The sequence below is a fragment of the Aeromicrobium yanjiei genome, assembly GCF_009649075.1.
GTDB lineage: Bacteria > Actinomycetota > Actinomycetes > Propionibacteriales > Nocardioidaceae > Aeromicrobium > Aeromicrobium yanjiei.
In genome coordinates this window covers 2,453,321-2,475,073 of the sequence record NZ_CP045737.1, presented here as the reverse complement: position 1 = coordinate 2,475,073, position 21,753 = coordinate 2,453,321, and the positions used below count along the sequence as shown (strand labels likewise).

Sequence of the window (21,753 nt, the reverse complement as noted above, 5' to 3'; positions counted from 1 at the left end):
CCCAGGTAAGGACGTGCCATGAGCAGCATCATCATCGTCGGCAGCGGAGTCGCGGGCATGACCGCGGCCCTCGAGGCCGTGGACACGCACGACGTCACCCTGGTGACGAAGGCCGACCTCGCCGAGAGCAACACCCGCTACGCGCAGGGCGGGGTCGCCGTCGTGATCGACGACATGGCCGATCCCGGAGCCCCCACGCTGGGCGACAGCGTCGCCTCGCACGTCGCCGACACGCTCGTCGCGGGCGCCGGCCTCGGTGACGCCGAGACGGTCGGCATCCTGTGCGCGGAGGGGCCGGCCGCGATGGACGAGCTCATCGCTCGGGGTGTGCCGTTCGACCGCCACGACGGCCAGCTCTCGCACGGGCTGGAGGCCGCGCACGCCTTCGCCCGCATCCTCCACGCGGGCGGCGACGCGACGGGGGCCGCGATCGCGTACGCCCTGATCGAGCGTCTGCGCGAGAGCGCCGTCGTGATCCGTGAGCGGACCACCGTCGTCGACCTCGTCGTCGAGGACGGCCGCTGTGTGGGCGTGAGCCTGTTGGGCGGCGAGGTGCTCCGCGCCGACGCCGTGATCCTGGCGACCGGCGGGGCCGGCCAGCTGTTCCCCTGCACGACCAACCCCGGCGTCGCGACGGCCGACGGGCTGGCGATGGCCCTGCGCGCCGGTGCGGTCGCGGCCGACCTGGAGTTCTACCAGTTCCACCCCACGTCGCTGGACGCACCGGGCAACTTCTTGATCTCCGAGGCCGTACGCGGTGAGGGTGCGGTGCTGATCGATGCCGACGGCCACCGGTTCATGCCCGACGTGCACCCCGACGCCGAGCTGGCTCCCCGCGACGTCGTCGCCCGCGCCATCGCGCAGCAGATGAGGGCGAAGAACCACGGCCCGGTCTGCTTGGACGCCACCGCGCTGGGCGCGGAGTTCCTGGCCCGCCGTTTCCCCAACATCGACGCGGCGTGCCGCGCGCAGGGCCACGACTGGAGCACGGTGCCGATCCCGGTCACCCCGGCCGCGCACTACTACATGGGCGGGGTCCGCACCGACGAGTGGGGCCGCACCTCGATCTCGGGCCTGTACGCCGTGGGCGAGGTCGCCTGCAACGGCCTCCACGGCGCCAACCGGCTCGCCTCCAACTCGTTGCTCGAGGGTGCCGTGTACGGCTCGCGGGTCGTCGAGGGACTCCTGTCCTCGCCACCGATCGACGACTTCGACGAGCAGTGGCAGGTCCCGACCGAGCTCGACCTGTCCGAGGACCCCGACGCGCAGGACGTCAGCCGGGCGGACCTGCAGCAGCTCATGTGGGACGCCGCGGGACTGGCTCGCGACGGGGCGGAGCTGCAGCAGGCCGCGGCAGAGCTCCGACGCTGGCGCTCGCCCGCGGTCACGGACGCCAAGGCGGCCGAGGACGCCAACCTGCTGGTCGTCGCGCGCGCGGTCGTGGCCAGCGCCCTGGCCCGCGAGGAGTCGCGCGGCGGCCACTACCGCACCGACTTCCCGCACACGGATGCCGCGCAGGCCACCCACTCGGCGATCGGCGCCACGACCCAGCAGAAGGTGTGACACATGCTCGAACGCCGACAGATCCAGCGGGTCGTGGACCTGGCCCTGGACGAGGACGCCCCCTTCGGTGACCTCACCTCGCAGACGTTGGTGCCGCCGACCGCAGTCGCCCGGGCCGAGCTGGTCGCCCGCGAGCCCGGCGTCCTGGCGGGCGCGGAGGTCTTCGAGATCGCGATGACGACCCTGGACCCCACCGTCAAGGTGACCCTCGAGGCCGCCGACGGCGAGGCGTTCGGCCGGGGCTCGGTGCTGGCCCGGGTCGAGGGCCCGGCGCGATCGGTCCTGCAGGCCGAGCGGGTCGCACTCAACCTGGTGCAACGCATGAGCGGCATCGCGACCCTCACCCGGACGTATGTCGAGGCGGTCGCCGGCACCGCCGCCCGCGTCGTCGACACGCGCAAGACCACCCCGGGACTGCGGGCGCTCGAGCGGCACGCGGTGCGCTGCGGCGGGGGCCACAACCACCGCTACTCGCTGTCGGACGCCGTGATGGCCAAGGACAACCACCTCGCGGTCATCCCCGACGTGACGGCGGCACTGCGGCAGGCGCGGATCGACCTGCCCCACACGACCCACATCGAGGTCGAGGTCGACCGGCTCGAGCAGATCGACGCGGTGCTGGAGTCCGGCGCCGCGCACACGATCATGCTCGACAACTTCAGCCTGGACGACCTGCGTGCGGGCGTCGCGAAGATCGCCGGGCGCGCGCTGGTCGAGGCCAGCGGCGGAGTCACGCTCGACACGATCGCCGACATCGCCCGCACCGGCGTCGACGTCATCTCGGTCGGTGCCCTCACCCACAGCGTGCGGGCGCTCGACCTCGGCCTCGACATGTCGGTGTCCTGAGCCCGTGATCTACCTCGACGAGGCGGCCACCACGCCGGTCAAGCGCGAGGTGCTCGAGGCGATGTGGCCCTTCCTCGGGCCCGAGTTCGGCAACCCCTCGAGCCATCACGAGGTGGGGGAGTCGGCTGCCCGGGCGCTCGAGCAGGCCCGCGCCGACGTCGCGCAGGCGCTTGGCGCGCGGTCGTCGGAGATCACGTTCACCTCCGGCGGCACCGAGTCCGACAACGCCGCGATCAAGGGCATCGCGCTGGCAGCACCCCGAGGTCGGCACGTCGTGGTGTCCGCGGTCGAGCACCCGGCGGTGCTGGAGTCGGCGGAGTTCCTGGGCCGCATCGGCTACGAGATCACGGTGCTCCCCGTCGACGGACAAGGGATGGTCCAGCCCGACACGCTCGCCGCGGCGCTGCGGGACGACACGACGCTGGTCAGCATCCAGCTGGCCAACAACGAGGTCGGGACGATCCAGCAGGTCGAGACGTTGTCGCGGCTCGCCGCGGCCCACGGCGTCCCGTTCCACACCGACGCGGTGCAGGGGGCGGGCTGGCTGGACCTCGATGTCACCCGCCTCGGCGTCCAGGCGCTGAGCATCTCGGGGCACAAGATCGGCGCGCCCAAGGGCATCGGCGTCCTGTACGTCCAGCGGCGCGTCCCGTTCGAGCCGCTGCTGCACGGCGGCGGGCAGGAGGGAGGACGACGCTCCGGCACCGAGAACGTCGCCGCGGCGGTCGGCATGGCCGCTGCTCTGCGCCTCGCGGGCGGCAGCAACGACGAGGTCGTCGCCCGACGCGATGCGTTCATCGCCCGCGTCCTCGCGGAGGCTCCAGGCGCAGCGCTCACCGGGGACGTCGCGCACCGGCTGCCCGGCAGTGCATCCTTCGTCTTCGCAGGCACGAGCGGCGAATCGATCCTGGTCGAGCTGCAGGCGCGCGGCATCGTCTGCTCCAGCGGCTCGGCGTGCGCGGCCGGCAGCGATGACCCGTCCCACGTCCTGCTCGCGATGGGCCTCGAGCCCGAGGTGGCCCAGACCGCGGTCCGGTTCACGTTCGGGCGTACGACGACGAGCGACGACCTCGACACGGCGGCGGACGAGCTCGTCCGGGCCGTAGCCAGCGTCAGCGGCCGGGGAGCACCGCGCTGAATCCGCCCCGCGCGGGGGCACGAACGCCTAGGGTGAGCGACAGGCTGTTCATCTTCGGGGGAGACCATGAAACGTCGGGTGCTGCTGATCACCGTCCCGGTCCTGCTGTTGTCGGCCTGCGGAGGCAGTGACGACACCCGGACGAGCACGCCTGCCAGGACGACCTCCGCGGCGACGACCTCACCGACACAGACCGAGGCACCGACGCCGACCGAGACGCCGCTGCCGACCACGACGCCGGAGGCGGCCAAGGTCGCCATCACGGTGCTGGGCAGCAGCGTGGCCAAGACCGCGGAGGAGAAGTCGGTCGTGGAGGCTTGGATGATCTACTGGGACGCGGTCGCCACCACCTACGACGAGCTCGAGCCCGCGCCCGGGCTCGACCGGTCCCGGGGCAAGCCCCTGAAGGACGTCATGGACTACCTCGACCTCCTCAAGGCGAGGAACCACCGCAGCGTCGGGTGGACGCGCGACCACGTGCTGGGGGTCTCGGTGGACGGCGACTCGGCTGTGCTCCGGGCCTGCTCGGAGAACTTCAGCTTCGAGGTCGACGCAGATGACAACCCGGTCGAGGACGTCACGCCTTTCTACTGGACCACCGCGCGGCTGAGCCGCGACGACGGTCGGTGGATCCTGACCTCCGTCGACACGGACCGACTCCAGCAGGACTGCCGGCGCTGACGCGCTCGAGCGGGACGTCCACCGCGCGGACGCTGGTCGGTGCCCTGCGGCTGATTCCGGGTGTGTCGGCGAGGGTTACGCTTGACCACGATGAACGACTCGGACGGCACCGTCTATCTCGACCATGCGGCGACCACGCCGATGGTCCCCGAGGCGATCGCCGCGATGACCGAGCAGATGGCCCGCACGGGCAACGCCTCCTCCCTCCACGCCGCCGGCCGCGCCGCCCGCCGTACCGTCGAGGAGGCCCGTGAGCTGATCGCCGAACGCTTCGGCGCCCGGCCCAGCGAGATCGTCTTCACCTCGGGCGGCACCGAGGCCAACAACCTCGCGATCAAGGGCCTCTACTGGTCACGCCGCAGCCAGCACCCCGACCGCAGGCGCATCGTCTTCAGCTCGATCGAGCACCACGCACTCCTCGACCCCGTCACGTGGCTCGCGATGCACGAGGGCGCGGACGTCGACATGACCCCGGTCGACAAGCAGGGCCGCATCGTGGTCGACGACCTGCGGGCAGCGGTCGAGCGCGATCCCGCGAGCGTCGCGGCGGTCACCACGATGTGGGCCAACAACGAGATGGGCACGATCCAGCCGATCCCCGAGGTCGTCGAGATCGCCAGGGCGTACGACATCCCGGTGCACAGCGATGCGGTGCAGGCTGCGGGCTATCTCCCGCTCGACTTCGCCGGGAGCGGTCTCGACGCGATGACGATCACGGCCCACAAGCTGGGCGGACCGGTCGGCGTCGGCGCCCTGATGATCGGCCGTGAGATCGACGCGACACCGCTGCTGCACGGCGGGGGACAGGAGCGCGACCTGCGCTCGGGCACGCTCAGCGTGCCGCTCATCGCCGCCTTCGCCGCCGCGGTCGAGGTGACGGTGAGTCAGCAGGCCGAGACCTTCGCCCGCATCGAGGCACTGCGCCAGCGTCTCGTCGAGGGGGTCGTGCGCGTCGTCCCCGACGCGATCGTCAACGGCGACCCGCTGCCGGGTCCGGATCATCGCCTGCCCAACATCGCCCACGTGACGTTCCCGGGGTGCGAGGGCGACGCGATGCTGATGCTGCTGGACGCCCAAGGCATCGAGTGCTCGACCGGCTCGGCGTGCGCCGCCGGCGTGCCCCAGCCCAGTCACGTCCTGCTGGCGATGGGCTACGACGACGTCGCCGCCCGCGGGTCGCTGCGCTTCAGCCTCGGCCACACCTCGACCGAGGCGGACGTCGACCGCCTGCTCGCGGCGCTGCCGGCCGTTCACCAGCGGGCCATGCGGGCCTCGCTCGTGCGGAGCGGGTCATGAGGGTCGTCGCCGCGATGTCCGGCGGGGTCGACTCCGCCGTCGCCGCGGCACGCGCGGTCGACGCCGGCCACGACGTGACGGGCGTGCACCTCGCGCTGAGCCGCAACCCCCGGTCGTACCGCTCGGGTGCCCGCGGCTGCTGCTCGATCGAGGACGCGGGCGATGCCCGGCGTGCCGCGGACGCGCTCGGCATCCCGTTCTACGTGTGGGACATGAGCGAGGAGTTCGCAGACCACGTGGTCGACGACTTCATCGCCGAGTACACGGCCGGGCGCACCCCCAACCCGTGCCTGCGGTGCAACGAGAAGATCAAGTTCGCCGCGGTGCTCGAGCGGGCGCTCGCGCTCGGCTTCGACGCCGTGGCCACCGGCCACTACGCACAGCTGCGCACGGCCGACGACGGCACGATCGAGATGCACCGGGCGATCGACATGGGCAAGGACCAGTCGTACGTGCTTGGGGTGCTCACGCAGGAGCAGCTGGCTCACTCGCTGTTCCCCTTGGGCGACACGACCAAGGACGTGGTCCGGGTCGAGGCGGCCCGCCGCGGGATCCAGGTCGCGCAGAAGCCCGACAGCCACGACATCTGCTTCATCCCCGACGGCGACAACGCGGGCTGGCTCGGCGAGAAGCTGGGCCCTCGGCCGGGCACGATCGTCGACGAGGACGGTCAGGTGCTGCGCGAGCACGACGGGGCGTACGCCTTCACGATCGGGCAGCGCCGCGGCCTGCGGCTCGGCGTCCCCGCCGACGACGGCAAGCCCCGGTTCGTCCTCGACATCGAGCCGGTCAGCGGCACCGTCACGGTCGGCTCGCGGGAGTCGCTCGCGGTCGACGCCCTCGAGTGCGTGAAGCCGCTGTGGTGCGGCGCCGCCCCCGCGGGCACGCTCGAGTGCACCGTGCAGCTGCGCGCGCACGGCGACGAGCACCGCGCGCGGGTCACGGTCGCGGACGACCTGGTCACGGTCGACCTCGTCGACCCGGCCAGCGGCATCGCCCCCGGCCAGGCCTGCGTGATCTACGCCGGCACCCGGGTCGTCGGATCGGCCACGATCGCAGCGACGTCCCGCGCAGCGGTGCACTAGCGTCCACCCCGACTCGAGGGCGGTGCACCAGCGTCCACCTCGCGACCCATCATGGACGCCAGCGCACCGCCCACCCCACAGAACGTAAGGAGCACCATGACGCTCGCCACCGGCATCGGATCCATGCCCGGCACCGACTTCGCGGCCGCGATGCGCCTCGGCCTGGACGAGCTGAGCCTCCCGTACGTCCCTGAGCTCCCGGCCCGCGGCGTCCACGCCGGCATGATCGGCAGGACGCTGGCAGTCCTGGACGGTCTCGAGGCGGACCTGCAGCCCGACGGGTGGCGCATCGGGGTGGGGGAGGGCGCCGACCTGCGCCGCGCGCGTTCGCTCCTGGCCCAGGACCTCGACCTGGCCGAGGAGCTCGCGACCGAGCACGAGGGCCCGATCAAGATCCAGGTCACCGGTCCGCTGACCCTCGCCGCGACGGTCGAGCGCCCGCGCGGCGACAAGATGCTGGCGGACCACGGGGCCCGTCGCGAGATCGCGCAGTCGTTGGCGGAGGGCCTCGGCGCCCACGTCCGGGACGTCCGCCGGCGGTTCTCGGCCGCCGACCTGGTCGTGCAGGTCGACGAGCCCGCGATCACGGCCGTCCTCACCGGCGGCATCCCGACCGCGAGCGGCTGGTCGCGCCACCGCAGCGTCCACCCGCCCGAGGCAGACGCCCTGCTGCGCGCGGTCGTCGAGGCGATCACCGACGCCGGGGCGCGCCCGGTCGTCCACTCGTGCGCGCCCGACGTGCCGGTCGAGCTGCTCGCCGGAGCAGGCTTCGCCGCGATCTCGTTCGACCTCGGTCTCGTGCGCCCCGACGACGTCTGGGCCGAGACGTTCGAGAAGGGCGTCGACCTGTGGTGCGGCGTCCTGCCCTCGACCGACGCCGGACAGGTCTCGCAGAAGGCCGCCGTCGGCCAGATCGAGACCTTCTTCGGGCGCTTCGGCTTCACGGAGGAGACCTACTCCGACCGACTCGTCGTGACCCCGACCTGCGGTCTCGCGGGTGCGTCGCCGCAGTGGGCGCGCACGGTCCTCGTCGCTGCGCAGAGTGTCGCCTCGCGGCGATAAAGTCGAGCCATGGCCAACGACGACGAGCTGCGACAACGTCACAAGCAGCTCTCCGAGACGATCCTCGAGCACCGCGAGCGCTACTACGTCGACGACTCGCCGACCGTCTCCGACGCGGAGTACGACCAGCTCATGCGCGATCTCGAGGCCCTCGAGGAGCAGATGCCCGAGCTCCGCACGCCGGACTCGCCGACCCAGACGGTCGGCGGCTACGCCTCGTCGTCGTTCGAGGCCTACGAGCACCGTGAGCGGATGCTCAGCCTCGACAACGCGTTCTCGATCGAGGAGCTGGAGTCGTGGCACGGCCGGCTCGTGCGAGAGGGGGTCGACGATGCGGAGTTCCTCTGCGAGCTCAAGGTCGACGGTCTCGCGATCTCGCTGACCTACGAGAACGGGCGCCTGACCCGGGGCGTCACCCGCGGCGACGGGCGCGTCGGCGAGGACGTCACCAACAACGTCCGCACGATCAAGGTCATCCCGCACCAGCTCAAGGCCTCCGACGATTACCCGGTCCCGGCGTACGTCGAGGTGCGCGGTGAGGTCTTCTTCCCCACCCGGGCGTTCGAGGAGTTCAACACCGCGTGGGCCGAGTCCGGCAAGACGCCGTTCTCCAACCCGCGCAACGCCGCGGCCGGGACGCTGCGCATGAAGGACGCGTCGGTGACCGCGAGCCGTCCGTTGTCGATGGTGTGCCACGGTCTGGGCTACCGCGAGGGCTTCACGCCGACCCGCCAGAGCGAGGCGTACGACGCGCTCAAGGCGTGGGGTCTGCCCACCAGCGACCGGGCCAAGGTCGTCCCCAACCTGGCCGAGGTCGAGGAGTTCATCGACTACTACGGCGAGCACCGCCACGACGTCGTGCACGAGATCGACGGCGTCGTGGTCAAGGTCGACCAGGTGCCACTGCAGCGTCGGCTCGGCTCGACGTCGCGCGCCCCGCGGTGGGCGATCGCGTGGAAGTACCCGCCCGAGGAGGTCAACACCCGGCTGCTCGACATCAGGGTCAACGTGGGCCGCACCGGTCGGGTCACCCCCTACGGCGTGATGGAGCCGATCCGGGTCGCGGGCTCGACCGTCGAGATGGCCACGCTGCACAACCAGCACGAGGTCAAGCGCAAGGGCGTCCTGATCGGCGACATGGTCGTGCTGCGCAAGGCCGGCGACGTGATCCCCGAGATCGTCGGCCCGGTCGTGGCCCTGCGCGACGGCACCGAGCGCGAGTTCGTCATGCCCACGGAGTGCCCCTCGTGCGGCACCCCGCTGGCGCCGTCACGCGAGGGCGACAAGGACATCCGCTGCCCGAACACGCGGTCGTGCCCGTCCCAGCTGCGGGAGCGCCTGACGCACGTCGGTGGGCGCGGCGCGTTCGACATCGAGGTGTTCGGCTGGGAGGGTGCCACGGCGCTGCTGGACGCCGGGGTGCTCACCGACGAGGGTGGCCTGTTCGCGCTGACCGCCGATCAGCTCATGAGCGTCCCGCTCTACACCCGCGCGGCCAAGAAGAAGGAGATCGAGGCCGGCTCGGGTGAGCGGGTGCTGAGCGCCAACGGCATCGCGCTGCTGAAGAATCTCGAGACCGCCAAGACGCAGCCGCTGTGGCGGGTGCTCGTGGCCCTGTCGATCCGGCACGTCGGGCCGACCGCCGCCCGCGCACTCGCGACCCACTTCGCCTCGATGGACGCGATCCGTGAGGCCTCCTTGGCCGAGCTCGCAGCCGTCGACGGTGTCGGCCCGACGATCGCCGAGGCGGTCGTCGAGTGGTTCGACGTCGACTGGCACCGCGGCATCGTCGACCAGTGGCAGGCCGCGGGCGTACGCATGCAGGACGAGCGCGACGAGTCGATCCCGCGGACCCTCGAGGGCTTGACGATCGTGGTGACGGGCTCGCTCGAGCGATTCACGCGTGACTCGGTCAAGGAGGCGATCATCGCGCGCGGCGGCAAGGCCTCGGGCTCGGTGTCCAAGAAGACCGACTACGTCGTGGTGGGTGAGAACGCCGGCTCCAAGGCCGACAAGGCCGAGGAGCTCGGACGCCCGATCCTCGACGAGGAGGCCTTCGAGAAGCTGCTCGCCGAAGGGCCGCCGCCGGCCGACGACGAGCCGGCCCCGGAGTCCTGACGGGGCTCACACCCGACGCAGGTATGACGCACGGCGCTGCGGGGTAGTCCGGCGCCATGCAACCCACGCACGAAGTCATCATCGTCGGCGGCGGGGCAGCCGGGCTCTCGGCGGCACTCGTCCTCGGCGCTGCGCGACGCAGCGTCGTCGTCGTGGACGCCGGCGAGCCGCGCAACCGCGCGGCCGCCCACCTGCACGGCTTCTTGTCCCGCGACGGTGCGGACCCCGCCGACGTCCTGGCGACCGGGCGCGACGAGGCCGCCCGCTACGGGGTCGAGGTCGTCGAGGACACCGTCACGGCGGCGCTGCCGAAGGACGATGCGTTCACCGTCGAGCTCGAGGGCGGGAGGCGGCTCGTCGCACCCCGGCTGGTGATCGCCGTGGGCACCGCGGACACGCTCCCGGACCTGCCGGGCCTGCGGGAGGGCTGGGGCTCGGACGTCCTGCACTGCCCGTACTGCCACGGCCACGAGGTCGCCGACAGCCCGCTGCTGATCCTCGCGACCCATGCCGGCTCGGCCCACCAGGCACACCTGCTGCGCCAGTGGTCGGACGACGTGACGCTGCTGGTCAACGACGTCGCCGCGCTCGACGAGGATGCGCACGCGACGCTGCGACGTCGTGGCATCCGCGTCGCGGACGGGGCCGTCGCGAGGATCGAGCGTGCCGAGGACGGCGCGCTGACCGGGGTCCAGCTGGCCGACGGCACCCGGGTGCCGGCCAACGCGCTGTTCCTGGTGCCGGACATGGAGCCGCCGGGCGTCCTCGTCGAGCGACTCGGGCTCGCGATGGAGGACACCCCGATGGGCCCCGCGATCACGACCCACGACAACGGACGCACGAGCGTCCCGGGCGTGTGGGCCGCCGGCAACTGCACCGACCCGACCGCCCACCTCGTGACGGCGGCGAGCGCCGGGACGCTCGCGGGCATGGACGTCAACGCCGACATCATCGACGACGAGCTCCACACCTGACCCGCGGCCGCGCGGGCCGTCGCCCGTAGGCTCGGCACGTGCCCCCTCGTTCCCCGCTGCCGCCGCGTCACGGTCTCGGCGCCGCGTGGCTGCGGACCCCCGACCGGGACAAGCCGCACCCCGACCCGTGGCCGACGATGGGCGCGTGGCTGCGCCACCGGCTGCCCGAACGGGTCGACGTCGAGCGGATGCTGGCCGAGCAGCGCTTCGTCCACGACGACGGGAGCCCGGTCGCCGAGGAGCAGCCGTACGCACCGCACACGTTCGTGTGGTTCCACCGTGACCTCCCCGACGAGGTCGAGGTCCCGGGCGAGATCGTCGTCGTGCACCGCGACGAACGGCTCGTGGTCGTCGACAAGCCTGCCTTCCTGTCGTCCATCCCGCGCGGGCGGCACGTGCGCCAGAGCGTCGTGACCCGCCTGCGCGCCGAGCTCGAGCTGCCCGAGCTCTCACCCCTGCACCGGCTGGACCGGGTGACGTCCGGCCTGCTGATGCTCGCCACGACCAGGCAGTGGCGCGGGCCGTACCAGTCGCTGTTCCAGGCCGGCGCGGTCCGCAAGACGTACCGGGCCGTGGCGCCGGTGCGCGACGACCTCGAGCTGCCGCTCGTGGTCCGCAACCACCTGGTCAAGCAGCGCGGCACCTGGCAGGCCGAGGTGGTGCCGGGCGCACCCGTGAACGCCGAGACGCTGGTCGAGCTGGAGTCCCGGAGCGGGGAGCACGGCGTCTACCGGCTGACACCTCGCACGGGACGCACGCACCAGCTGCGCATGCACCTCAACGATCTCGGCATCCCGATCGTCGACGACCCGCTCTACCCGACGGTCCTCGACCTCGAGGTCGACGACTTCAGCCGGCCCCTGCAGCTGTTGGCCGCCGAGATCGCGTTCACGGATCCGATCGACGGCACCGAGCGCAGGTTCACCAGTGTCCGCTCGCTCCCGCTGCTGCCGGCCGAGGCCCTCTAGGAGGCGTTCTCGCGGGCCAGCGCCGCGAAGACCCCGATCGCGACGATCGCGAAGACGATCCCCGGCAGGACGAGCCCACCGGCGGCGGCGTAGAGCGCGACCGTCAGGAACAGCATGACCTGCACGACGAACCGCGTCGGGAGCTCGAGCCGGCGGGCGGACGTGGGGGCCATCCACTGCGCCCAGATGGCGACCGCGACCATCGCGAGGAACGCACCGACGGCCCAGCCCCGCCAGCCGTCGACGAATCCGTGGCCCGCGAGGACGAGGATCACGACCATCGCGATCTCGCACAGGAAGGCGATCGCGTCGAGGGGACCGAGGTCCTGAGGTTTCTGAGGAGGCATGGGTCCAGCCTAGGGAGTGCTACTTTCGCGCCATGAGCGAGTCATCGCGCCCGAGCCCCATCATCCTCGTCGTGGCCTCCGACGAGCACCGGACGGTGCTGACCGACGAGTTCGCGAGCAGGTACGCCCGTGACTACGACGTCCAGGTGACCACTGACGTCCTCGGCGTCACCGATCTCGCCGCGATGGTGATCGCCGGCGGCCGGCACATCGCCCTCATCGCGGTCGACTACGGGCTCGAGATCGATGCGGTGGACGTCCTGGACGTGCTGCGCAACGTCTCGCCCAGCAGCCGACGGATCGTCCTGGTGCCGATGGGGACGTTCGGCGCGTCGCTCGACGAGCTGCGGCCGGCCCTCGCGGTGGGCCGGCTCGACACCTACCTCCTCATCCCGCAAGGGCCACGCGACGAGGAGTTCCACACCGCGATCGCGGAGTACCTCTCGGACTGGGCCACGTCGACGTCGACGCCGGAGGTGGCCGGCGTCCGCATCGTCGACGACGGCGGCCAGATCGAGATCGCCGGCATCCGTGACTTCCTGGACCGGATGGCGGTCCCGTGGACGCGCTACCAGCCCGACAGTCCTGTGGGCCGAGAGCTCCTGGCCGAGGCGGGGGAGGGTGCTGCCCTGCCGCTCGTGTCGGCCTTCGGCCGGCCGCCGCTGACGGCCGCGACCGAGCATCTGGTCGCCGCGATGTTCTACGGCTCGCCGGCCGACCTGGGCGACGACTACGTCGCGGACCTCGCCATCATCGGCGCGGGCCCCGCAGGACTCGCGGCGGCGGTCTACGGCGCGTCCGAGGGGCTGCGCACGATCGTGCTCGAGTCCGAGGCCGTCGGCGGCCAGGCCGGCACCAGCTCGATGATCCGCAACTACCTCGGCTTCCCACGCGGCGTGTCCGGGATGCGCCTGGCCTTCCGTGCCCGGCTGCAGGCCACCCGGTTCGGGGCACGGATCTTCACCGGGCGCCCGGTCGAGGAGATGAGCGTCGGCGACCTGCACGAGATCGCGTACGACGGCGGCGTCGTCCGGGCCCGGGCGGTGCTCATCGCGTGCGGGGTCCGTTATCGACGGCTCGGCGTGCCCGCCCTGGAGGACCTCGTGGGCCTCGGCGTCTACTACGGTGCGGCGACGAGCGTCGCCCGTGAGATGGAGGGCCGCGACGTCTTCATCGTGGGCGGCGGCAACTCGGCGGGGCAGGCGGCCATCCACCTGGCCCGGTTCGCCCGGTCGGTGACGATCGTGGTGCGACGCAGTGGCCTCGCGGAGACGATGTCGGCGTACCTCGTCAACGAGATCGCCACCCAGCGCAGGATCCGGGTGCTCACCGGCGCGCAGGTCGTCGACGGTGGTGGAGACGGACGTCTGGAGTGGATCGACCTGGCGGTCGGTCCCTCCACCGAGCGGCACGACGCCGACGGGTTGTTCCTGCTGCTCGGTGCCGAGCCCGGTTGTGACTGGCTGCCCGACGAGGTCAGCCGCGACCAGCGGGGTTTCGTGCTGACCGGCCGGGACATCCCGAAGTCGGCCTGGCGAGGCGGCCTGCCGCCGGCCGCGTTGGAGACCGCGGTCCCGGGGGTCTTCGCCGCCGGCGACGTCCGGGCCGGCTCGATGAAGCGGGTCGCCTCGGCGAGTGGCGAGGGAGCGGGGGCGGTCGCGCAGGTGCACGCGCACCTGGCGCCCGCGCCGGCCTAGACCGAGCGCACCCGCTCGACGATGATCTCGGCGAGCTCGGGAGCATTCTGGTCGAGCAGCCAGTGGGTTGCGCCCCGCACCACCACGAGCTCGTACGGAGCCGTGACGTAGTCCGCAGTCAGCTCGGCGCCGCGACGGGCGAGCGCGGCGTCCTGATCGCTCCAGACGTACGTCGTGGGCACCGACACCTTGCGGCCGACCTCCTTGCCGCCGAGGACGATCGACCGGTAGTAGCCGAGGCCACCGGGCAGTGCGCCGTCGGCGACGATGTCGCGCCGGAAGGTCTCGATCATGTCGCTGTCCATGCCGGCCGCGCGCAGCATCTTCTCGCCCAGCCCGTTGGGGGTGCTGAGCAGTCGCTCGGGCAGGACCGGCAGCTGGAACAGCAGCATGTAGTACGACCGCAGGGGCTGGGAGCTGCTGACCATCGACTTCATGAAAGCCGTGGGGTGCGCGACCGACACGGCGGTCAGCGTCCGGACGAGCTCGGGGTGGCCGCCGGCCACGGCCCACGCGACCGCCGACCCCCAGTCGTGCCCGACCAGGTGCACGGGCCGGCCGATCAGGTGGATCAGCGCGGTGACGTCGCCGACGAGCTCGCCGAGGCCGTACGCGAAGCGGGACGTGGGCCGCGCGCCGGGGGAGTAGCCGCGCTGGTCCAGCGCGTACGTGCGCAGGCCCTCGGCGTTCAGCTGCTCGGACACCTTCGCCCACGACGTCGCCCGCTGCGGGAAGCCGTGCAGCAGCACGACGGGCGGGCCGTCGAGCGGTCCGCTGTCGATCACGTCGAACGTCATGCCCGCGTGGGTGAGCTGGGTGATGCGCGATTCGGCCATGCCCCATCCTGACACCTGACGGGCACGGTGCCCGGTGGGAGCGACTGCGCCGGGTCACTAGGATGGATCAGCAACCGCACGACCCCTCGATCGCAAGGAAGTCGCATGTCTGAGCCCGTCACGGGTATCTCGCGCGACGACGTCGTCCACCTGGCCGGCCTCGCCCGCATCGACCTCAGCGACGCTGAGCTCGACCACCTCGCCGCAGAGCTGCCGGCGATCCTCGACCACGTCGCGAGCGTCCAGCGCGCCGCCGGCGACGACGTCCCGGCGATGAGCCACCCGGTCCCCGTCGACAACGTCTTCCGCGAGGACGTCGTCCGGCCGAGCCTGAGCCCCGAGGACGCGCTGGCCGGCGCCCCGGCGTCCGATCAGCAGCGCTTCCTCGTGCCCAAGATCCTCGGGGAGGACTGACATGACCGATCTGACCCGCAAGACCGCCGACGAGCTGGCCCAGTCGCTCGCGGCCAACGAGGTGTCCTCGGTCGAGGTCACCCAGGCGCTGGTCGACCGCATCGGTGCGGTCGACGGCGAGATCCATGCCTACCTGCACGTCGACGCCGAGGGCGCGCTCGCGACGGCCGCCGACATCGACGCCCGCCGTGCCAAGGGTGAGCAGCTGTCCTATCTCGCCGGCGTGCCGATCGCGGTCAAGGACGTGCTCGCGACCCGCGGCATGCCGACCACGTGCGGCTCCAAGATCCTCGAGGGCTGGATCCCGCCCTACGACGCGACGGTGACCGCCAAGATCAAGGCCGCGGGCCTGCCGATCCTCGGCAAGACCAACATGGACGAGTTCGCGATGGGCTCGTCGACCGAGCACTCCGCGTACGGCCCGACCCGCAACCCGTGGGACACCGGCCGCATCCCCGGCGGCTCCGGTGGTGGCTCGGCCGCGGCCGTCGCGGCCTTCGAGGCCCCGCTCGCGATCGGCACCGACACGGGCGGATCGATCCGCCAGCCCGGCGCGCTGACCGGCACGGTCGGCGTCAAGCCGACCTACGGCGGCGTGAGCCGCTACGGCCTCGTGGCGATGGCGAGCAGCCTCGACCAGGCGGGCCCCGTCACGCGTACCGTGCTCGACGCGGCCCTGCTCCACGAGCTCATCGCGGGCCACGACCCGATGGACTCCACGAGCATCCCCGACGCGGTCCCGGCGGTCGTCGCCGCGGCCCGTCGCGCCGACGTGCAGGGGCTGCGCATCGGCATCGTCAAGGAGCTGGGCGGCGAGGGCTTCCAGCCCGGCGTCCAGACCCGCTTCGACGAGGCCGTCGCGCTGCTCACGGGCGCGGGCGCCGAGGTCGTCGAGGTCTCGATCCCGAGCCTGGAGTACGCGCTGGGCGCCTACTACCTGGTCATGCCGAGCGAGGCGAGCAGCAACCTGGCCAAGTTCGACGCGATGCGTTACGGCGTCCGGGTGCCCCCGGCCGGAGTCGACGACCCGAGTGCCGAGCAGGTCATGGCGTCCAGCCGCGACGCGGGCTTCGGCGACGAGGTCAAGCGACGCATCATCCTCGGCACGTACGCGCTGTCGAGCGGCTACTACGACGCGTACTACGGCTCGGCCCAGAAGGTGCGCACGATCCTCGCGCGCGACTTCGCCGCAGCGTTCGCCGACGTCGACGTGCTGGTGTCACCCACGTCGCCCACCACGGCGTACCCGCTGGGGGAGAAGCTCGACGACCCGCTCGCGATGTACCTGGGCGACGTCGCCACGATCCCGGCCAACCTGGTCGGCATCCCCGGACTGTCCCTGCCCGTCGGACTGGCCGACGAGGACGGACTCCCGGTGGGGCTGCAGCTGCTCGCCCCGCAGAAGGCCGACGACCGGCTCTACAACGCCGCGGCGGCACTCGAGCGGATGCTCGAGGAGAAGTGGGGCGGCGCGTTGCTGTCCCGGGCACCTGAGCTGGAGGTTGCACGATGAGCGCCGAGACGCTGGTCCCGTTCGACGAGGCCATCAGCCGCTACGACCCCGTGATGGGGCTCGAGATCCACATCGAGCTCAACACGGCGACGAAGATGTTCTGCGGCTGCCCGACCGAGTTCGGCGCCGAGCCCAACACGCAGGTCTGCCCGGTCTGCCTCGCGCTGCCCGGCGCGCTGCCGGTCGTCAACGCCAAGGCCGTGGAGTCCGCGATCCGCATGGGTCTCGCGCTCAACTGCGAGATTGCCGAGTGGTGCCGCTTCGCGCGCAAGAACTACTTCTACCCGGACATGCCCAAGAACTTCCAGACGTCGCAGTACGACGAGCCCATCGCGTTCGACGGCCACGTCGACGTCGAGGTGGACGGCGAGACGTACCGGATCGAGATCGAGCGCGCCCACATGGAGGAGGACACCGGCAAGGCGCTGCACGTCGGCGGCTCCACCGGGCGCATCCACGGTGCCGACTTCTCGCTCGTCGACTACAACCGTGCGGGCATCCCCCTGATCGAGATCGTCACCCGCACGATCGAGGTGCCGGCCGAGAAGGCTCCCGCGGTCGCCCGCGCGTACGTCTCGTACGTCCGCGACCTCATCGGCGGCCTCGGCGTCTCCGACGTCCGCATGGACCAGGGCTCGCTGCGTGCCGACGTCAACCTGTCCCTGAAGCCCAAGGGCTCCGACGTCCTCGGCACCCGCTCGGAGACCAAGAACGTCAACTCGTTCCGCTCCGTCGAGCGGGCCGTGCGCTACGAGATCTCGCGCCACGCGGGCATCCTCGACGCCGGGGGCAAGGTCGTGCAGGAGACCCGGCACTTCCAGGAGGACTCCGGCACGACGCTGCCGGGCCGCGAGAAGTCCGACGCCGACGACTACCGCTACTTCCCCGAGCCCGATCTCGCGCCGGTGTCGCCGTCGCGGGAGTGGGTCGAGGAGCTGCGGGCCACCCTGCCCGAGCCGCCGGCCGTACGTCGCGCGCGCCTGCAGGCGGACTGGGGCTTCTCCGACCTCGACATGCGTGACACGATCGGCGCGGGCGCTCTCGACCTCATCGTCGAGACCGTCGAGGCGGGCACCACGCCCCAGGCCGCCAAGAAGTGGTGGCTGGGCGAGATGGCGCGGCGCGCCAACGAGAGCGGTCAGGACATCGACGCCCTCGGCATCACGCCGCAGCAGGTGGCCGAGATCCAGGCGCTCATCGACGCGGGGCGCATCAACGACAAGCTCGCCCGCTCGGTCTTCGACGGCGTGATCGCGGGCGAGGGCACGGCCGAGGAGGTCGTGGTCTCCCGCAAGCTCGAGGTCGTGTCGGACGACGGTGCGCTCGGCGCGGCGGTCGACCGGGCGATCGAGGCCGACCCGGACGCGGCGCAGAAGGTGCGCGCCGGCAACCTCGGTGTCGCGGGTGCCTTGATCGGTGCCGTGATGAAGGAGATGCGCGGCCAGGCCGACGCCGGACGGGTCCGCGAGCTGATCCTGGAGAAGCTCACCTCGTGAGCGTCGGGCCGCCGGAGCGATCAGTCGATCGCTCCGGCGGCCCAGCCCGGTCGTGGCGCTCGTGAGGGTGTCCTGATCAGGGGGTGCCGGGGTTACCGTCGTGAGAACGACCCGGCCAGGAGGCACGCATGACTGTCATCGATCTCCCCGAAGTCCACACCTGCTCCGTCGAGGGGTGCTCCTACAACAGCGACACGGCGTGCCACGCGGGCGCGATCACGGTGTCCGGCTCGCAAGCCGCGTGCGGCACGTTCATCGACATCGGCGCGAGCGGTGGGCTGAGCAAGATGGTCGCGAAGGTCGGCGCCTGCCACCGCACGGACTGCCGGCACAACGAGAGCCTGGAGTGCGGGGCGAGCTCGATCTCCGTCGGACCCGGCACGGACGCCGCCGACTGCCTGACGTACGCGCCGGCCTGACGGCTCGGCTCAGCCGACCCGGTCGAGCAGCTCGTTGAGCTCGTCCAGGACGATCTCGGGGAACTCGACCGGCAGGAAGTGCGTCGCGTTCAGCTCGCGGTAGCGCGATCCCTTGATCCGCTGAGCGGCGGTGCGCATGTGCCGTGCGCCGGTGAACACATCCCACTTGGCGGCCAGGAACGTGACCGGGATGTCCACGTCGCTGAGGGAGACACGGGCGTGCTTGGAGACGCTGATCGCGAGCTTGGCGTACCAAGCCGGATGGGTCGTGAAGAACTCCTGCAGCAGCACGCGCACCTCGGCGGTGTCGGCGGCCGGGTTGATGAACCGGCTCTGGCGGACCAGGTCGGCGGTCACGTTGGTCCACGGCAGCCGCCGGGTGAGGGGCGCCAGCGCGTGACCGGTGACTGTCACGGTCTGGGACACGCCGACCATCAGGCTGCGGGCGAGCAGTGGCGGAACGAGCAGAGGCGCGAGCATCGTGGAGAAGGTGTTGCCGGGCACGCCGGCCACCGCCAGGATGCCGGTCACCCGTCCGGGAAAGCGGGCGTTGATCTCGAAGGCGATCGTCACCCCGGTCGACCAGGCAGCCACCACGCAGGCGTCGATCCCGGCATCGTCCATGACGGCGATCGCGTCCTCGACGAACGAGTCGAGGTCCACGCGTCCGTCGGTGGGCCGGGCCGATCCGCCGGTGCCGCGGTGGTTCCAGCCGACCACGCGCACACCCGACTCGGGCCGCAGCAGCGACGGCCACGCGTGCGGGTTGGTGCCCAGGCCGTTCGAGACCAGCACCGTCGGCCCGTCGCCGTCGTTCGTCCACGCCCGGATGCGGGTCCCGTCGGCGCTTTTCACGTCGTAGTAGCGCAGGAGTGCGGGAGTCGGCGAGGTCACGCGCCGATTGTCCATGGCGAAGGGGGCAACGGCAACGCGTGACCACGGCCGGCCGCGGTTTCCCAGGAGGACCCCGAAATCTGACACGGCACCCCGGTCGTACCGAGGGTGACGTGTCAGGAACCGGGGTGAGGCACTGCGGATTCCCAGGTTCTCCTGGGAATCCGCGGCCGCGGGGGTGCGGCAGCCGGGTGCAGTGCTGGGCTCACTTCAGGGTGTTCAGCACTGCCTGCACCAGGCGTCCCGCGCCTCCGTCGGACTGGGGGAGAAAGAGGCTGGGCTCGGTCAGCTCGAGCTCGATGAGGATCGGCTCTGCGTCGGCCGCGGTGACCAGGTCCACGCGGGCGTACAGCGGAGCGGCGTCCAGGCCGAGCAGCGCCGTGGCGGTCTCGAGCGCGTGGTCGGCGACCTCACGCTGTCGTGCGGTCGGGGTGCGCGGCGTGATCTCCTCGCGGCTGTCCCGGTCCTGACGGACTCCTTCGCCTCGCAGCAGCAGCGGGCCCTTGCGGATCGAGTGGGAGAACGTCCCGGAGAAGTACAGCATCGCCGTCTCGCCCTCCTCGTCGACCGAGGAGATGTAGGGCTGAGTCATCGACGTGCGGCCCGCGGCCACGAGCTCCTCGCCGTGCGCCCAGACCTCCTCGCGGGTGCTCCAGCGCGCGGTGTCCTTGGACCCCGACGAGATCGTCGGCTTGACGACCCACTCGTCGTGGTCGCCGAGGTCGTCGCCAGCCGCGACGTCCCACAGCGTCCTGATGACGGGGACGCCGGCGTCCTGCAGCTCGCGCAGGTAGACCTTGTCGGTGTTCCAGGTGAACACGTCGACCGAGTTGTGCAGGCGGGGGATGGTCGCGGCCCAGCGCAGGAACTCCTCGCGACGGGCGATGTAGTCCCAGCACGAGCGGACGACCACGGCGTCGTACGCGTCCCAGTCGATCTCGGGGTCGTCCCAGGTCACGATCTCGCCGCGGATGCCGTGCTCAGCCGCGGCTGCCTCGAGCAGCGGCAGGTCGGGGTCGTACGCGCGATGGTCCGAGCTGGTCACGAAGGCGATCGTCATCGGGCCATCCTGCCATCGTCCCGGTTCTGTCTTAACTTCATGCATATGCTTCACGCATGACCCCTGCTTCGAACGTTCGCGTGGCGGTCATCGTCGATCTCGTCGGATCGCGCCGACACCCCGACCGGGCCTGGGTCCACGCGCGGCTGCTGGAGGCCTTGCAGCAGGTCAACGAGGCGGTCGACTTCGACCAGCCCCTCGAGCCGACGCTCGGCGACGAGTGTCAGGCACGTTATCTCTCGGTCGATTCTGCAGTGCGCGCGACCCTGGCCCTGCGCCTCGCCCTCCCGGACGAGCTGGACTGTCGCGCGGGGATCGGGGTGGGTGCGGTCGAGGACCTGGGTCGCACGCCCTACGGGCCGCTGCAGGACGGGCCGGCCTGGTGGGCTGCACGCGACGCGATCGTGGAGGCCAAGAGCCGTGAGAGCGCGCGCGACCGGACGCTGCGCACCTGGTACCAGGTCTCCGAGCGCCTGACCGGCCCGGAACGCGACGAGCACCCGCCGGCCGCGATCGTGAACGCGTTCCTGCTGACCCGCGACCAGATCGTCACCCGCATGGCGGGGCGGTCGCGGCGGCTGCTGCGGCACCTCCTGAGCGGCGCGTCCCAGGTCGACATGGCGCTGGCCGAAGGGATCTCCTCGTCCGCGGTGTCGCAGAACCTGCGGCGGAGCGGAGCCTTCGCCGTGCTGAGCTCGCACGACCAGTTCGCCGCGTGGTTCGACCGATCAGTAGCCGATCAGGCTCGCCAGCAGGAAGACCGGGGCTGACAGTCCCGCGAGCGACATGGCCAGGCGCACGTACCGGTACTTCTTGGCGACGATCCTCGACAGCTCGAAGAGCTGGTGCCGGGTCCGGTCCTCGAGCCTCGGGGGATGGCGGTCGAGCACGGCGTCCAGTGACCGCTGGCTCTCGAAGGCCGCTGCGTGGCCCCAGTAGAAGACCTCCTTGGTCCTGTCCGGGACCGTGAACCGCGGCCACACGGCCAGCGCCGCGGCAGCGACGGACGACGAGGCGAGCGCGGCGGCCAGCCACCAGAAGAACGCACCCACGGCGTCGAGGTCGCGGGGGCTCCAGTCGCGGGCGAGCAGGCCTGCGAGCAGGGCGCCGAAGCCGATCCCCAGCACCGCCAGCACCATCGAGGCCTTGTGGTCCGCGGCTCCGACCTCGTTGCGGGCCTCCGCGAGGATCGCCAGCTCGACGTCGGGAGCCGGATTGCGTGGCATGTGTCCTCCGTGTCGGTGGTGGACGCCCACGGTACCAAGCACGGACCTGCTCGCAATCAATGATGTGGCGTTGATTAACTGTGATCAGCATGCAGGCGTTGATCTTGACAAATCAATGTA

General features: G+C 71.6%; 21 protein-coding genes. 16 read left to right on the top strand and 5 right to left on the bottom strand.

The genetic code is table 11. The features are described 5' to 3' along the window. The first annotated feature begins 18 nt into the window (after positions 1 to 18). From nadB to GEV26_RS12125, 10 genes are all read left to right on the top strand, one after another. Positions 19 to 1,563 (top strand): L-aspartate oxidase, encoded by a 1,545-nt coding sequence (gene nadB / locus GEV26_RS12170; RefSeq protein ID WP_153653391.1) that lies wholly within the window; start codon positions 19 to 21, stop codon positions 1,561 to 1,563. Between the two features lie 3 nt (positions 1,564 to 1,566). Then, a complete protein-coding gene (nadC, locus tag GEV26_RS12165; protein WP_153653390.1) occupies positions 1,567 to 2,409 on the top strand; it encodes a carboxylating nicotinate-nucleotide diphosphorylase in 843 nt (280 codons plus the stop codon). A 4-nt stretch (positions 2,410 to 2,413) separates the two neighbouring features. Further along, on the top strand, positions 2,414 to 3,547 hold the full coding sequence (locus GEV26_RS12160) for a cysteine desulfurase family protein (RefSeq protein ID WP_153653388.1): 1,134 nt from the start codon (positions 2,414 to 2,416) through the stop codon (positions 3,545 to 3,547). A gap of 66 nt (positions 3,548 to 3,613) precedes the next feature. Further along, positions 3,614 to 4,228, top strand: a complete 615-nt coding sequence (locus GEV26_RS12155) for a hypothetical protein (RefSeq protein WP_153653387.1) — start codon at positions 3,614 to 3,616, stop codon at positions 4,226 to 4,228. 165 nt (positions 4,229 to 4,393) lie between these two features. Further along, the gene (locus tag GEV26_RS12150; protein WP_375335585.1) at positions 4,394 to 5,524 is read left to right on the top strand and encodes a cysteine desulfurase family protein; all 1,131 of its coding nucleotides are present in this window, start codon (positions 4,394 to 4,396) and stop codon (positions 5,522 to 5,524) included. After that, on the top strand, positions 5,521 to 6,609 hold the full coding sequence (mnmA, locus tag GEV26_RS12145; protein WP_153653383.1) for a tRNA 2-thiouridine(34) synthase MnmA: 1,089 nt from the start codon (positions 5,521 to 5,523) through the stop codon (positions 6,607 to 6,609). Before GEV26_RS12150 ends, mnmA begins: the two co-directional genes overlap by 4 nt. A gap of 96 nt (positions 6,610 to 6,705) precedes the next feature. Continuing rightward, entirely contained in the window at positions 6,706 to 7,671 is a 966-nt protein-coding gene (locus GEV26_RS12140; RefSeq protein ID WP_153653381.1) for a uroporphyrinogen decarboxylase/cobalamine-independent methonine synthase family protein, read from the top strand. 9 nt (positions 7,672 to 7,680) lie between these two features. Further along, positions 7,681 to 9,789 (top strand): NAD-dependent DNA ligase LigA, encoded by a 2,109-nt coding sequence (gene ligA, locus GEV26_RS12135; RefSeq protein ID WP_153653379.1) that lies wholly within the window; start codon positions 7,681 to 7,683, stop codon positions 9,787 to 9,789. 56 nt (positions 9,790 to 9,845) lie between these two features. Next, positions 9,846 to 10,763, top strand: coding sequence for an NAD(P)/FAD-dependent oxidoreductase (locus GEV26_RS12130; RefSeq protein ID WP_153653377.1), 918 nt, complete (start codon positions 9,846 to 9,848; stop codon positions 10,761 to 10,763). A gap of 137 nt (positions 10,764 to 10,900) precedes the next feature. After that, the gene (locus tag GEV26_RS12125; protein WP_208431087.1) at positions 10,901 to 11,731 is read left to right on the top strand and encodes a pseudouridine synthase; all 831 of its coding nucleotides are present in this window, start codon (positions 10,901 to 10,903) and stop codon (positions 11,729 to 11,731) included. Here GEV26_RS12125 and GEV26_RS12120 read toward each other — a convergent pair. After that, on the bottom strand, positions 11,728 to 12,078 hold the full coding sequence (locus GEV26_RS12120) for a YrdB family protein (RefSeq protein ID WP_153653374.1): 351 nt from the start codon (positions 12,076 to 12,078) through the stop codon (positions 11,728 to 11,730). The genes GEV26_RS12125 and GEV26_RS12120 overlap by 4 nt on opposite strands. A 32-nt stretch (positions 12,079 to 12,110) precedes the next feature. Here GEV26_RS12120 and GEV26_RS12115 point away from each other — a divergent pair, with 32 nt between their 5' ends. Continuing rightward, a complete protein-coding gene (locus GEV26_RS12115; protein ID WP_153653372.1) occupies positions 12,111 to 13,775 on the top strand; it encodes an NAD(P)/FAD-dependent oxidoreductase in 1,665 nt (554 codons plus the stop codon). Here the strand turns inward: GEV26_RS12115 and GEV26_RS12110 are convergent. After that, the gene (locus GEV26_RS12110) at positions 13,772 to 14,611 is read right to left on the bottom strand and encodes an alpha/beta fold hydrolase (protein WP_153653371.1); all 840 of its coding nucleotides are present in this window, start codon (positions 14,609 to 14,611) and stop codon (positions 13,772 to 13,774) included. The genes GEV26_RS12115 and GEV26_RS12110 overlap by 4 nt on opposite strands. A 105-nt stretch (positions 14,612 to 14,716) precedes the next feature. Here GEV26_RS12110 and gatC point away from each other — a divergent pair, with 105 nt between their 5' ends. The 4 genes from gatC (at position 14,717) to GEV26_RS12090 (ending at position 18,453) form a co-directional block, all read left to right on the top strand. After that, positions 14,717 to 15,025, top strand: coding sequence for an Asp-tRNA(Asn)/Glu-tRNA(Gln) amidotransferase subunit GatC (gene gatC / locus GEV26_RS12105; protein ID WP_153653369.1), 309 nt, complete (start codon positions 14,717 to 14,719; stop codon positions 15,023 to 15,025). Position 15,026: 1 nt separating this feature from the next. Then, positions 15,027 to 16,538 (top strand): Asp-tRNA(Asn)/Glu-tRNA(Gln) amidotransferase subunit GatA, encoded by a 1,512-nt coding sequence (gatA, locus tag GEV26_RS12100; protein WP_153653367.1) that lies wholly within the window; start codon positions 15,027 to 15,029, stop codon positions 16,536 to 16,538. Then, complete coding sequence (gatB, locus tag GEV26_RS12095; RefSeq protein WP_153653366.1) at positions 16,535 to 18,034, top strand: Asp-tRNA(Asn)/Glu-tRNA(Gln) amidotransferase subunit GatB; 1,500 nt, start codon at positions 16,535 to 16,537, stop codon at positions 18,032 to 18,034. Before gatA ends, gatB begins: the two co-directional genes overlap by 4 nt. A gap of 128 nt (positions 18,035 to 18,162) precedes the next feature. Then, on the top strand, positions 18,163 to 18,453 hold the full coding sequence (locus tag GEV26_RS12090; protein ID WP_153653364.1) for a DUF1540 domain-containing protein: 291 nt from the start codon (positions 18,163 to 18,165) through the stop codon (positions 18,451 to 18,453). A 9-nt stretch (positions 18,454 to 18,462) separates the two neighbouring features. Here the strand turns inward: GEV26_RS12090 and GEV26_RS12085 are convergent, their stop codons facing one another. Continuing rightward, positions 18,463 to 19,347, bottom strand: coding sequence for an alpha/beta fold hydrolase (locus GEV26_RS12085; RefSeq protein WP_194839841.1), 885 nt, complete (start codon positions 19,345 to 19,347; stop codon positions 18,463 to 18,465). A gap of 205 nt (positions 19,348 to 19,552) precedes the next feature. Further along, positions 19,553 to 20,407, bottom strand: coding sequence for an ATP-grasp domain-containing protein (locus tag GEV26_RS12080; RefSeq protein WP_153653361.1), 855 nt, complete (start codon positions 20,405 to 20,407; stop codon positions 19,553 to 19,555). A 56-nt stretch (positions 20,408 to 20,463) separates the two neighbouring features. Between GEV26_RS12080 and GEV26_RS12075 the strand changes: the two genes are divergently transcribed. After that, on the top strand, positions 20,464 to 21,177 hold the full coding sequence (locus tag GEV26_RS12075) for a SatD family protein (RefSeq protein WP_153653359.1): 714 nt from the start codon (positions 20,464 to 20,466) through the stop codon (positions 21,175 to 21,177). Here GEV26_RS12075 and GEV26_RS12070 read toward each other — a convergent pair. Then, on the bottom strand, positions 21,136 to 21,633 hold the full coding sequence (locus GEV26_RS12070; RefSeq protein ID WP_153653357.1) for a Pycsar system effector family protein: 498 nt from the start codon (positions 21,631 to 21,633) through the stop codon (positions 21,136 to 21,138). The genes GEV26_RS12075 and GEV26_RS12070 overlap by 42 nt on opposite strands. Between the last annotated feature and the right edge of the window lie 120 nt (positions 21,634 to 21,753).

Bases quoted from the DNA above. Each gene is read 5' to 3' on its own strand.
- nadB (WP_153653391.1), top strand. From the start codon at position 19: ATGAGCAGCATCATCATCGTCGGCAGCGGAGTCGCGGGCATGACCGCG.
- nadC (WP_153653390.1), top strand. From the start codon at position 1,567: ATGCTCGAACGCCGACAGATCCAGCGGGTCGTGGACCTGGCCCTGGAC.
- GEV26_RS12155 (WP_153653387.1), top strand. From the start codon at position 3,614: ATGAAACGTCGGGTGCTGCTGATCACCGTCCCGGTCCTGCTGTTGTCG.
- GEV26_RS12150 (WP_375335585.1), top strand. From the start codon at position 4,394: ATGACCGAGCAGATGGCCCGCACGGGCAACGCCTCCTCCCTCCACGCC.
- mnmA (WP_153653383.1), top strand. From the start codon at position 5,521: ATGAGGGTCGTCGCCGCGATGTCCGGCGGGGTCGACTCCGCCGTCGCC.
- GEV26_RS12140 (WP_153653381.1), top strand. From the start codon at position 6,706: ATGACGCTCGCCACCGGCATCGGATCCATGCCCGGCACCGACTTCGCG.
- ligA (WP_153653379.1), top strand. From the start codon at position 7,681: ATGGCCAACGACGACGAGCTGCGACAACGTCACAAGCAGCTCTCCGAG.
- GEV26_RS12130 (WP_153653377.1), top strand. From the start codon at position 9,846: ATGCAACCCACGCACGAAGTCATCATCGTCGGCGGCGGGGCAGCCGGG.
- GEV26_RS12125 (WP_208431087.1), top strand. From the start codon at position 10,901: ATGGGCGCGTGGCTGCGCCACCGGCTGCCCGAACGGGTCGACGTCGAG.
- GEV26_RS12120 (WP_153653374.1), bottom strand. From the start codon at position 12,078: ATGCCTCCTCAGAAACCTCAGGACCTCGGTCCCCTCGACGCGATCGCC.
- GEV26_RS12115 (WP_153653372.1), top strand. From the start codon at position 12,111: ATGAGCGAGTCATCGCGCCCGAGCCCCATCATCCTCGTCGTGGCCTCC.
- GEV26_RS12110 (WP_153653371.1), bottom strand. From the start codon at position 14,611: ATGGCCGAATCGCGCATCACCCAGCTCACCCACGCGGGCATGACGTTC.
- gatC (WP_153653369.1), top strand. From the start codon at position 14,717: ATGTCTGAGCCCGTCACGGGTATCTCGCGCGACGACGTCGTCCACCTG.
- gatA (WP_153653367.1), top strand. From the start codon at position 15,027: ATGACCGATCTGACCCGCAAGACCGCCGACGAGCTGGCCCAGTCGCTC.
- gatB (WP_153653366.1), top strand. From the start codon at position 16,535: ATGAGCGCCGAGACGCTGGTCCCGTTCGACGAGGCCATCAGCCGCTAC.
- GEV26_RS12090 (WP_153653364.1), top strand. From the start codon at position 18,163: ATGACTGTCATCGATCTCCCCGAAGTCCACACCTGCTCCGTCGAGGGG.
- GEV26_RS12080 (WP_153653361.1), bottom strand. From the start codon at position 20,407: ATGACGATCGCCTTCGTGACCAGCTCGGACCATCGCGCGTACGACCCC.
- GEV26_RS12075 (WP_153653359.1), top strand. From the start codon at position 20,464: ATGACCCCTGCTTCGAACGTTCGCGTGGCGGTCATCGTCGATCTCGTC.
- GEV26_RS12070 (WP_153653357.1), bottom strand. From the start codon at position 21,633: ATGCCACGCAATCCGGCTCCCGACGTCGAGCTGGCGATCCTCGCGGAG.